The organism is Schaalia suimastitidis DSM 15538 (genome assembly GCF_000429105.1).
In the GTDB taxonomy this organism is placed as follows: Bacteria; Actinomycetota; Actinomycetes; order Actinomycetales; family Actinomycetaceae; genus Pauljensenia; species Pauljensenia suimastitidis.
In genome coordinates, this window is the sequence record NZ_KE386848.1 from 690736 (window position 1) to 702675 (window position 11940).

Genomic DNA, 11940 nt, shown 5'->3' on the forward strand with positions numbered 1-11940 from the left:
AGTGCGCGGTGGTCGATGTGTCACTGCGCCGAAAGCGCAAGTTCCTTTTCGATGGCGGCCATCAGGTGATCCTGAACGGAAGGCACACCGATTTGGTTAATCAGTTCAGCGAAGAAGCCGCGTACGACGAGGCGACGTGCTTCAATTTCGCTGATACCGCGGCTCATCAGGTAGAAGAGCTGTTCATCGTCGAAACGTCCGGTAGCTGATGCGTGTCCAGCTCCCTCGATTTCGCCGTTTTCAATCTCCAAGTTCGGCACTGAATCAGCCTTCGCCCCCTCGGTGAGCACGAGGTTACGGTTGAGTTCGTAGGTGTCGGTGCCGTCAGCGGCTTCCCGGATGAGGCAGTCGCCGATCCACACTGAATGGGCATCCTTACCTTGAAGGGCACCCTTGTAGGTAACACGGGAATAGCAATGCGGTTGCGAATGGTCCACAAAGGGACGATGTTCCAAATGTTGCCCCGCATCAACGAAGTACAGGCCCAACATATTGAGGTTACCGCCCGGTCCCCTGAAATCGGTTTCCGCGTTGATACGCACCAAGTCGCCACCGAGGGTAACGACGACGTGGCGAACTTCGGCATCGCGTCCGATGGCAATGCGGTGGCTACCTACATGAAGCATGTCGTCTGCCCACTCATGGACAGCCACCACGGTGAGTTTCGAGGCGTTACCAGCCTCCACTTCAACGGTCTGCGCTAAGGCTGCACCGTCACCACCTGTGTGGGTGAGGATAACGGTACCTTCGGCCTGTTCTTCGCAACGCACCAGGATGTGCTGTGCGCGAACAGCATCGATGTCATCGACAGTGATCATCACGGGTTCATCAAGCTGAATGCCCGCTGGAATGGTGATCACCGTAGCCGCGGTGTAACGATCCCACGCTACTGCTGCACCACGGTCGGTGGGGGCCATTACTGTGCCCAAACGCGGATCTGTGCGGTCAACGGTTTCGATACTCACCGATGTGGGTGCCTCAACGCGCAGCGGCGCGTCAGCGTCAGCGAAGTTGTTGATGTCAAGGACGCGTTCAACGCGACGCATTGGGGTGAAACGCCATTCTTCCTCGTGTCCGCTTGGCATGCCAAAGTCGGCAAGGTTGAAGCTGGCGAGGCGGTCTGCGCGTGTCACGCTGGACGGGTGAAGTCCGTGGGAATGAGGTTTTTCGGTCATCAGCCGACGGATCCTTCCATCTGCAGTTCGATGAGGCGGTTAAGCTCAAGGGCGTATTCCATGGGAAGTTCCTTGGCAATAGGTTCAACGAAGCCTCTGACGATCATTGCCATGGCTTCTGCTTCGTCAAGGCCGCGGCTCATCAGGTAGAAAAGCTGGTCTTCTGACACTTTGGTCACGGTTGCTTCGTGTCCCATTTCCACATCGTCGGTGCGCACATCCACATAAGGGTAGGTGTCTGTGCGTGACACTTTGTCAACGAGCAGCGCGTCGCATAGCACATTCGATTTAGAGTGCCGAGCGCGAGCATTTACTTGCACAAGGCCACGGTAGGAGGTGCGGCCACCGCCTCGGGACACTGATTTTGCTGTGATCGACGAGGAGGTATGTGGCGCCATATGCACCATCTTGGCACCGGTGTCTTGGTGTTGACCTGGACCAGCGAAGCCGATCGACAGCGTTTCACCACGAGCATGTTCACCCATGAGGAAACATGCTGGATACTTCATGGTGATAGCAGACCCCATATTGCCATCGACCCATTCCATAGTGCCGCCTTCTTCGACGATGGCGCGCTGGGTGACGAGGTTATATACGTTGGTCGACCAGTTTTGGATGGTCGTGTACCGCACGCGGGCATCCTTTTTCACGAAGATTTCGATCACACCGGAGTGGAGGGAGTTTTCGTCGTAGATGGGCGCCGTGCACCCTTCAACATAGTGAACGTAAGAGCCTTCGTCCGCAATAATGAGCGTGCGTTCAAATTGGCCCAGGGCTTCGGTATTGATACGGAAATACGCTTGGAGTGGGATTTCCACATGGACCCCTGGCGGCACGTACACGAAGGAACCGCCCGACCATGCGGCAGTATTGAGGGCTGCAAATTTGTTGTCACCTGCGGGCACGCAACGACCGAAGTATTCTTCGAATATCTCTGGGTATTCACGCAGACCTGTGTCGGTATCGACGAAGATAACGCCTTGTTTTTCAAGGTCTTCCTGGATTTGGTGATAGACCACTTCGGATTCGTATTGTGCAGCGACACCAGCGACAAGGCGTTTCTTTTCCGCATCGGGAATGCCCAGACGGTCATAGGTGGTGCGGATATCTTCCGGAAGATCTTCCCAGCTTTTTGCCGCACGCTCCGAAGCGCTCACGTAGTACTTGAAATCGTCAAAGTTGATAGACGACAAGTCAGGTCCCCAGGTCGGCATGGGCTTACGATCAAAGATCTCCAGCGCTTTGAGTCTGCGTTGGAGCATCCAGTCAGATTCACCCTTGCGGCGGGAAATATCGCGCACGACGTCGGCATTGATACCGTAGGCGGCATCTTTTGAGTAGTCGTCGTTATCGCGCCACCCGTATTCGTAGGCACCAATGGAGCTAATGATCTCTTCGTCGCTCATTGGCTGATCTACGACGTCGGCCTGTGGCGTTGGCTGCGTCATACGTTATCCTTCTGTATTTCTTCTGGTAACAATTCAACTGGGCACAAATTGAGCCAGGTCTTACTTCCGTAGCGGCGAACGTACGCGAATAGGGGGCACCGCAACGGGAATATGCGTGGTGCACACGTGTTCACCACCAGCTAAGGTGGCGAGCCGTTGGACGTGTACGTCAAGAAGCCTGGAGAATGCTTGGGTTTCTGCTTCACACAGCTGCGGGAAGTCACCCGCAACCTGTTGGATCGGGCAGTGTCCTTGGCATAGTTGGACTGCGAAACCTCCACCGCCAATCTCCCTGACTGTGGCGGCATATCCGTCCGCAGTGAGGGCATCAGCAAGTGCTTGGGCGCGGATACGCGGATCGTTGCCCGCTTCACGCACGATTGGCGCATATCTGCGCTCAAGTTCACGTGAGCGTGCCGCCGCGAAGGCGTCAATCGCTTCTTCACCACCCACTTGCCCCAGGTATCCCAGAGCTTTAAGGGCGATTTCTCCGTAGCCATCTGCGAGGCGCTGGTGTGCGCGTTCTGTGGCGACATAATGGCGAGCAGGTCGTCCTCTTCCACGTTTGCCGTGTTGCACAGAATCGTGGTCGGCAACCTCTCCCCCATCGACAAGGATCGTGATGTGGCGACGTACAGCCGCTGTCGTCAGCCCAAGGACACGGGCAATTGTCGAGGCGGTCACGGGTCCTTTTTCGACGATAAGGTCGAGGACTTGTTCTCTAGTGCACGCGTCACTGTGCTCAGGCATCTTTCCTCTCCTCACCGTAGGGGCTTAAAGATTCTACGTCTTTTTTGTCCCATTGGTGTTGCGAAAATGCCGAGGGTGTCCAAGGTCGCAGACGTAAGTCCTATCTGAACCATGGACTTTCTGCTGCCCGCAGCGTCGAAAAGCCACTTCTACGGGCTTCAGCAGCCGCTAAAATCCCACTTACTGCGGATGGATTGTGAATTGCACCGCGCATGACCGCCGCCACTGCCTCGTCAAGACTGACCCAGCACAACTCAATCTCAGCCTCTTCGTCGAGGCGCTGATAGCGTTGCGGGGTTGGGCTGAGGTCGCGCGCCAGAAAGACGCGTACCGACTCGTTGGAACATCCCGGCGAATTGAAATAGTCCACGAGGACATCCCATCGCTTGGCCTGTAAGTCAGCTTCTTCAGCAAGTTCCCGTTGCGCTGCAATCAGAGGATCTTCCCCGTCGATGTCAAGTAAGCCTGCCGGGATTTCCCAAAGGTATGCCCCCACGGGATGTCGATACTGTCGTTCCAGCAGCACTTCTTCATTGCCCTCTTGGCCGCGAAGAGCAAGGATTGCTACCGCACCCCGGTGCGTCATATACGAGCGCTTGACAGTAGTACCGCTAGGAAGTGGCACTACGTCTTCAACGATGTCAAAAATATGACTGCGCAGAATGTCCTTACGTGCCGTTGGCTCAATCGGCGCTGCGAGATCAACGATGTCATTCACTGGGTTGCTCCTGTCTGGGGTGGAAGGACGGAACGGGCGCCGTCTTCAACACCATAGTGCGACGTCGTTGACGGTGATTGTGCAAGTGCGAGGATGGTGGCCACAGTCGAAATCTGTGTGCCTACAGCATCGACTGTGGTTGCAGGTGTGCCCATCTGACGCAATTGTGCCAGCGGCGTCGCAGATGTTGATGCGTCACCAACAACGACTACGCCCTGCGGTGCACGTGTAAAGGTCGACGCCAAACCGGCCCAGGCCGATAAAGCCAAGGGCGGTGCGTCATCTGATGCGTGTGGACCGATGATAACGAAGGATGTCGGCAATTCCGTGCCTGATTCTACGTGGGTCATCAGCGGTGTTTGTTCATCGGTGAGTATTTCATCCAGGAGCACTGCATTGGGATCCTGCGAGGTTAACGACGTGTAGATTGCAGCAGCGATTATCCCATCAGCAGTGGCATCTGCTGGCACGGTATCACTCAGATGGGTTTCAATGGAGGTGGCAAGTGTTTGCCGATAGGTGCTCATGGCTTCGCTATGCCAGTTGTCACCTAACTGTGCCACGTTGACCACGCTCGCCCCTGCTGCCTCAAGCGCCTCACGCGTGAGGGTGATATCGTCCGCATTTGCTCCTGGCAGCAGAATAAGTCCTACACGGTATTGGTCAAGCCGGCCAGCGATCTGTTGTGTCGCAAGCGCCTCCACGCCGACACGTTCAGCTTCAAGGCGACGACTCAGCTCTTCCACAGTACTTTGGCTGATCGTCGACCCCGCATCGGAGGCACCCACGCGGGCAATACGTGTCTGAAGGGGACCTGCACCAAGGACGACGCCGACGGCAAGTGCAGCAAAGACTGCGATAAGTGAGACAAGGTGATACCTAAAATTAATCATCATTTCTGCTTTCACTGTCGCAAGGCGGCTGCGGGCGCTGATGATGGCCACATTGACGTGATGCTTTCCCCGATCCCGCGCCAAAACTGGCCAAGGAGGTCATTACCCCATGGTGTCACAGACACTGCGGTGATGAAGGTAATGGCAACGACAAGGGCAAGAGCAAGAATATGGAGCATCGGTAAATGGGGTCGATACGCTGCGGCAGCCGCGTGGGCGCCGACACATTTTTCTTGGGTGACCATACGTGCGAAGAAGGCTGGGAGCACGCGTCCTTTACCTTGTTCAAACAGGTCATCGATACCATTGGGGATGCCGACGGTCACGATCGCAGCAGCGTCATTGTAGTAGCAGGCAAGTAATGCCACATCATCGGCGGTGCCTGAGTAGGTGATGGTCTCATAGGCGATCCCCATGCGCTGCAGGCGTTCTTTCCCTGGGGACTGTCCATCATGTCCTGCACGAAGGATCCGATGGGCGCTACGTCGTAGTGTTTCTTCAGCAACAAGGTCCATATTGCCGATCACCGCATGAGGACGCAGTTTCATATCCGCGGCGAGCGCTCCACCTGCGTCAGTGACCACAATAATTGGGTCCGTGTCCCGTATCCAACGTTTCAAGCGTTGCACATCGTTTTTTGCCTGCGGCGCACCACCGATAAGCAACACCGTCTTGCCTGCAATATCAGGCAACAGTGCGCGTGCGCCTTCACCGCGCAACAATAAGGCTTCGTCTTGCGTCAAGGCGGCATAGGCGGACGTCGCCACCGGCTGCAAGTGTGTATGTAGGTCAAGGGCAGGTTGCAGTGCCGCTATGTCCGCGGCATTCAGACGTCGCCCGGTGGCAATTGTGAAGCCGTCGCGTATCACGTGGCGATCTTCGATCTCAACGTCGTCACCATTGTCAAGGGTCATCACATCAGGGCCGAGGTCGTCCAGCACCGCAATGCCTGCGTCTACTAGGATCTGCGCACCTCGGGCAGGATGCCTGCCGCTGAGCATCGGGGAGGCGTTAAGTACTGCTCGCGGTTTCTTCTGGGCGATATGCTGTGCACTGGTCTGATCAAGGTCTGCGTGGTCAATGACCACGATATCGCCTTCGGTGATACGCAGTGTAAGCTGCTGTGTATTTTCGTCAATACACACGCTACCTGATAGCGGCGGCGCAGCTGGTGGCTTTTGGTCGTTACTCATCTCAATGATTGTCACACGCTTTTACGCAGTAGCTCAGCAGCGTGTTCGCGCGCCGCTTCAGAGTCACGTTCTGCACCCATCATTCGAGCAATTTCGTCGACGCGGGCCTGCGCATCAAGTGGACGCACCGTCGTGAGCCCATCGTTTTTTTCGACGAGGAGGTGGGTAGTCGCGTAGGCAGCGACCTGCGGCAGGTGGGTGACCACCACCACTTGCTGGTTGTGCGCTAATTGGGCGAGGCGTTGGCCAACCGCACTGGCTGTACGTCCCCCGATGCCTGCGTCCACCTCGTCAAAAATATATGTGGCGCTGCCAGAATGGGTACCAAGCGCCACCTCAATGGCCAGCATCACACGCGATAGTTCACCACCTGAGGCACCTTGTCCTAGCGGACGTGCTGGCGCTGAGGGGTGGGGCTGAAGGAGCATCTGAACGTCTTCCATCCCATGTGGCATTGGTTTGGTTGGCTCCAGGTGGATACTGAAGTGCGCATCGGGCATCGATAAGGCATGCAGTTCCTTATTGACCGCTTCGCTCAGCCAGTCAGCCAAGCGCAGCCTTGAATGACGCAGAGCCTCACCAGCCGTCAGCACCTGTTGCTGCGCTGCGGCAAGCTCGTCAGCGAGGATCTGTGGGTCGGTGGCGGCTGCGGTCAGTTCAGCCAGTTCACTTAATGCCTTTTCCTGCCAGACGATGAGTTCGTCAACATCGCTGGCACGCCCGTGCATCAGTGCCCGTAGCGCAGCGCGCCGCTCGTGGATATAGGCGAGCCTGGCAGGGTCGTCGTTGAGTTGGACCAAATACGCTGACAAATCGTCGATATGCGCTTCCACATCAAAGGCAACGGGACGCAGCCGATCCGCGATAGCTGCAAGTGCAGGGTCCAGGCGCGTCGCCTCATCAAGTTCTTTCACGGCAGCGCGAATCAGGTCAAGAACGCCCCCGTCAGCCTCTCCCCCCGACAGGACAGCGTGGGCATACCCCAGGTGACGCCGCAGTTCTTCAACATTTGTGAGGCGTTCAGCTTCCGCGCGCAGCAATTCGTCTTCGCCAGCTTGTGGATCTAATTCGGCGATACGGTTCGTGAGTTCTTCCAACAACAGGATGCGGGCAGTACGTTCGTCGCCACTATCCCTGGCTGCGTCAAGGCGTTTTTTTGCCTGGACTGCACTCATCCAGGCGTACTGGTAAGCGTCAATACGTGCGCGATGCTCATCGTCACCACAATCGTCCAGCGTCTGGCGTTGAGCGGCAGGCGAACGCAACGCCATCTGGTCGGCTTGCCCATGGATTGTGACGAGTGTCGAGGTGACTTCCGAAAGCATCGATGCGGGTACGGCGCGTCCCCCAAGGTGTGCACGGGAGCGTCCGTGTGCAGCGATCACACGGGAAATAATGACTTCGTTATCCTCGACGATGCCACCAATGTCGTCGACACGGCTTTCCAGCGCCGTGTCAGCATGAAAAACGCCATCGACTTCTGCCTGTCGTGCACCTTGCCGCACCCACGCGGGGTCTGCTCTCCGTCCCAGAAGCATCTGCAATGACGTCAACACCATCGTTTTACCCGCGCCAGTCTCACCGGTCAGCACTGTCAGACCTGGACCAAAGTCAAGATGAGCTTCGTCAATCACCCCGAGGCCGCGGATGTCAAGGGAGAGGATCATTGCTCGTCTCCTTGATGGGCGCCTTTCCATCCTTGAAGTGGCAGGTGGAATTTGTGGACGAGGCGGGTCGAAAACGGTGTGTCATCCAGCCTGACGAGGCGCACCGGCCTTTCGCTGACAGTGGCCACTACGGTGGAGCCAGTGGGGACTGTCATCATGCGGAGGCCGTCGCACCACACCTGAGCGTCGCTACGTCCAGCGTCAAGGACTGTCACACCGAGTTTTGAGGAGGGGCCAACGACCATCGGTCTAGTAAATAGGCCGTGTGCCGCCAGGGGCGCCATCACAATGGCTTCGGTATCAGGCCATACGACCGGACCTCCTGCAGAAAATGAGTATGCAGTCGAACCGGTGGGGGTGGCGAGAATCATGCCATCGGCACCGTAGGTTGACACGTCTTGGCCATCAACAGCGAGGTTCAGTTGGATGGGGTGGGCAACGTCCGTGTGCATCAGAACAGCCTCGTTGAGGGCCCAGTCATGCACGATTGCGCCGTCCGGTCGTTGAAGGGTGACAGCTAACGTCATGCGCGTATCGACTCGGTAGCACCCGCTGGCAATATGATCGATCAGATCGGCAGGGGCGGCCGTGGAGTCTTCGGCAAGAAAACCGAGATGTCCCATATTCAGACCGAGCAGCGGCACGTCGAATTGTCGGGCCTTTGTGGCGGCCGACAGGATTGTGCCGTCACCACCCATCGCGAGGACAAGATCGACCGGCTCCGTCGAGGTGGTGTCGACGACCGTATATCCGCGCTGCTGCAAGTCCTTCTGCGCTTTGCTGGCTGCCAACTGCGCCGAGTGACGACGGGTATGTCGAACCAGCATGATCCGTTTGATCGTCACCCCTGGCCTCCTCTTTGTGCTGGACCACGCTCCACCGCGTCGCCCACATACGTAGTAATAGTATCTGGAGTGATCACCCCGTGCCGTCCTGCGTGCATATACAGAAAATACTCAACGTTACCTGCAGGACCAGGCAATGGAGAAGCCTCTACGGCTGAGATACCCAAGCCCAATGCATAAGCGGTGGTGGCAACAGCGCACACGGTTTCAACATGATGGCGCGGATCGCGGACAACGCCACCTGAGCCCAAGCGTTCCTTCCCGATTTCAAACTGTGGTTTGACCATCAGCAGAAAATCCGCCGTTGGGGTGGCGACGTCAACGAGTGCAGGAAGTACCAGGTTCAGCGAGATAAATGACAAATCACCCACGACGAGCTGCGGCGGCGGACTAACGTCGCCAGCCTTTAGCGTCCGAACATTCGTCCGGTCCATCACTTCAACCCGGTCGTCGCTTTGTAGGCGCCAAGCCAGTTGCCCATAGCCGACATCTACCGCGACCACGCTGGCTGCGCCTCGGCGCAACAGTACGTCGGTGAAGCCGCCAGTTGACGCACCCGCGTCAAGGCAACGCCGCCCTTTCACCCGCGGACCCGCCTCACCGAGGGCGTCAAGGGCACCCGCAAGCTTGTGAGCACCACGCGAAACGTAGTCGACTTTTTCGGCGTCACGTACAACGATCGCCTGCGCAGGATTGACCTGTCGTGCGGATTTTAGAACCAACTGACCGTCGACGTAGATCCGCCCAGCTTGCAGGAGTTCCTGGGCATGGGTACGGGAACGCACCAAGCCGCGCCTGACCAATTCGGAGTCTATCCGCCTGAGCTTCACGTCAGTCTCCGTTGGTGGACAGGCTTGCTCGTAACTGGGCATCCAGGCCTTCAAGGAGGGCGATGGCGTCGGCAAGCGGCGCCTCGTCAATATCGACGAGCGAGGACACGACGTCGGAGGCAGTTGTCCCCACGCCACTGCCAGCTGAGCCTTGTGTGTGGATCACAGATCCTCGTCTTCAAGCTCTGCTTCGTCGATTTCACCCAAAAGATCGGCAAGTTCTTCTTCACCCGGCAGGAACATTGGGGTGTTGTTGGCTTCGTTCGAGGTCACCACAGAGGTCATCGCAGTGGCCATGGCGTGGTCTGCGTCCGTCTCGATGGCGCCACTCTCGTCCCCGTCGCCCCTGTCCTCAGCCTCCGCATCGCCCGCACCAATCACCTCGGCAGCGGCAATAGCATTACTGTCGCCACCATCGTCGCTGTCCACCTCCGATGCATCGACTTCAACGTCAGCCGTATCGTCGCCAACCTTGTCGTCCGCCACTTGGTCGATCGTCTCATCCATTTCGGTGGACGAATCATCAGTGGGCTCGGGCGCTTCGACGAGTCCAGCTGGATCGTCGTTCGGCACCACGGTCAGTTGTGGGCAGCGCACCTCGCGCCCTTCACTGGCATAGTCCCAGGCTGCGGCAGCCAGCGCACGGTAGGAGTCGAGGGTAACGGTGTATTCAGCCTCGGGTAGCAGTGCAATGCCGTCCAGGCTGAGGTTACCGTAACGGTCGGCCTGAGCTACTTGGGATACCCCGCAGGTCCACGTGCCGTCAACGTGATGCTTCGCTTCGGGATGTGCCTCATTAAGGCCGCGCATGTCGAGTGCAAGGAAGGACGGTCGTTGCCCTTTTGCCGCTGTAATCACTGCTTTGGCGTCGTGCACACCCGTGAGCACATGCAGCGAAGGAATGCCTGCCTCAACCGCACCAAGGATATCCGTCTCAAGGCGGTCGCCCACTGCAATCGGTGTCTTGGCTTCCACCTTGGCCGCTGCGCGCAGATAAATCCCAGGCTGGGGCTTACCTGCTGAAATTGGCCGTTGACGAGTGGCGTGCTGCACGGCCTTGACCAGAGCGCCGTTACCAAGGGCTTGGCCCCGTTCAACAGGCAGGGATGCGTCAAGGTTGGTGGCAAAGAATAGCGCACCGTTCTCAATTGCGAATGCGGCCTCGTTAAGACGATCCCATGTGATCGTCTTGTCAAGTCCCTGAACGACAGCTGCAGGCTCATCGTCGGCAGACTCAACGATCGCGTAACCGGCATCAGCTACCGGCTGGCGTAGACCGTCGGTGCCGATAACCAAGATTTTCGCTCCGTCGTCAAGATGTTCTTTGAGGATGGCGACAACATCCATGGAGGACGTCATCACCATGTCCTCAGTTGCTTCGTGGCCAAGGTCAACGAGGTGTGCGGCAACATCGGCGGCTGTACGGGAGGCATTATTTGTCACGAAGACTGTTTTCATCCCGCCGTTACGTGCCGCAACGACACCCTCAGCAGCATGTGCAATTGGCTCGTTTCCACTGTAGGCGGTGCCATCAAGGTCGATAAGAGCGCAGTCGAATATCTGGGAAAGCGGTGTGTCGCTTCCTCGGAGCGCTGTGCGTTTACCGTCAACATCCGCATCTGCGATCAGACCAATATCGATAATTGCTGGTTCCTCATCGACCTCAGGTATCGACGCCTCAACCTCGTCGGCCTCGCTGTCGCGCCCCAATTCACGCAGACGGTCAGCCTTCACAGACATCAGGCGGGCAATAAAGAAAGGATCCGTATCGGCAGGCAAGGCGGCCAGTGCATCATCAACGAGGACAAGGCCAACTTCAAACTGTCCGAGGTCGGCTCGGGCACCAGAGGAAACCAGAACAAGTTCGACTTGTTCGGCCAAATCCATGCCTTTTGTTTCGGTGGCGTCGATGATCTCAACGGCTTTGTCGGGACGACCAAGGGCGCGTTCAATATCCGCTTCAACTGCGCGAAGTGAATTGTCGCCCCGCATCCGCCGCAACGCACGCACTTCACGCATCGCTTCTTCGTAACGTCCCGACGCATAGGCGGTGAGCGCTGCGGCCTCGCGAACTACATCTACACGGCCCGCCCGGGCAGATGCCGCCATGGCATGCTGGTGGGCTTGCTCCGGGTCAACGTCGATGAGCTGGCCGGCCATGACAAGGTGGCGAGCAACAATGTCTTTATTGGGTCCCGAGAGGGTACCTAGTGCCAGCAGGGCCTCGTGGTCCAGTTCGTCTGCTGATACACCTGCCGGAATAATCGGCTCGTTGGGGTTTGGAGAGTCATAGCGATCGGTGCTGGACCAAGGCTTGTCGCTTGGTTGCGTTCCGCGGCGTGCCTGCCCGCGTCCGCCGCGATCGTCACGGTCAAAACTGCGTTGGCCTCCACGGTCATCACGCTTAAAGGAACGCTGCCC

General features: G+C 57.6%; 11 protein-coding genes. All 11 read right to left on the minus strand.

Features of this window, described 5'->3' with window-relative positions:
* Window positions 1–20 precede the first annotated feature (20 nt).
* A complete protein-coding gene (gene sufD / locus G438_RS0109950) occupies window positions 21–1175 on the minus strand; it encodes a Fe-S cluster assembly protein SufD (RefSeq protein ID WP_026461187.1) in 1155 nt (384 codons plus the stop codon).
* Complete coding sequence (gene sufB / locus G438_RS0109955; protein WP_476707408.1) at window positions 1175–2581, minus strand: Fe-S cluster assembly protein SufB; 1407 nt, start codon at window positions 2579–2581, stop codon at window positions 1175–1177. The genes sufD and sufB overlap by 1 nt, the downstream gene beginning before the upstream one ends.
* Window positions 2582–2683: 102 nt before the next feature.
* Window positions 2684–3373, minus strand: coding sequence for a helix-turn-helix transcriptional regulator (locus G438_RS0109960; RefSeq protein ID WP_026461189.1), 690 nt, complete (start codon window positions 3371–3373; stop codon window positions 2684–2686).
* Window positions 3374–3473: 100 nt separating this feature from the next.
* Window positions 3474–4091, minus strand: coding sequence for an NUDIX domain-containing protein (locus G438_RS0109965; protein WP_051259478.1), 618 nt, complete (start codon window positions 4089–4091; stop codon window positions 3474–3476).
* Window positions 4088–5035 carry a copper transporter gene (locus G438_RS0109970; RefSeq protein ID WP_051259479.1) on the minus strand — a complete coding sequence of 316 codons (948 nt, stop codon included), beginning with the start codon at window positions 5033–5035 and terminating at the stop codon, window positions 4088–4090. The genes G438_RS0109965 and G438_RS0109970 overlap by 4 nt, the downstream gene beginning before the upstream one ends.
* Window positions 4996–6177 carry a putative cytokinetic ring protein SteA gene (steA, locus tag G438_RS11755; protein ID WP_131245887.1) on the minus strand — a complete coding sequence of 394 codons (1182 nt, stop codon included), beginning with the start codon at window positions 6175–6177 and terminating at the stop codon, window positions 4996–4998. The genes G438_RS0109970 and steA overlap by 40 nt, the downstream gene beginning before the upstream one ends.
* 11 nt (window positions 6178–6188) lie before the next feature.
* Complete coding sequence (gene recN, locus G438_RS0109980) at window positions 6189–7844, minus strand: DNA repair protein RecN (RefSeq protein ID WP_026461192.1); 1656 nt, start codon at window positions 7842–7844, stop codon at window positions 6189–6191.
* The gene (locus tag G438_RS0109985; protein ID WP_026461193.1) at window positions 7841–8683 is read right to left on the minus strand and encodes an NAD kinase; all 843 of its coding nucleotides are present in this window, start codon (window positions 8681–8683) and stop codon (window positions 7841–7843) included. The genes recN and G438_RS0109985 overlap by 4 nt, the downstream gene beginning before the upstream one ends.
* 2 nt (window positions 8684–8685) lie before the next feature.
* Window positions 8686–9519 (minus strand): TlyA family RNA methyltransferase, encoded by an 834-nt coding sequence (locus G438_RS0109990; RefSeq protein ID WP_026461194.1) that lies wholly within the window; start codon window positions 9517–9519, stop codon window positions 8686–8688.
* A gap of 1 nt (window position 9520) precedes the next feature.
* A complete protein-coding gene (locus G438_RS12515; RefSeq protein ID WP_165569253.1) occupies window positions 9521–9685 on the minus strand; it encodes a hypothetical protein in 165 nt (54 codons plus the stop codon).
* Window positions 9682–11940 (minus strand): HAD-IIA family hydrolase (locus G438_RS0110000; protein ID WP_084403241.1); only part of this gene is annotated, 2259 nt, incomplete at its 5' end. The genes G438_RS0110000 and G438_RS12515, both read right to left, overlap by 4 nt.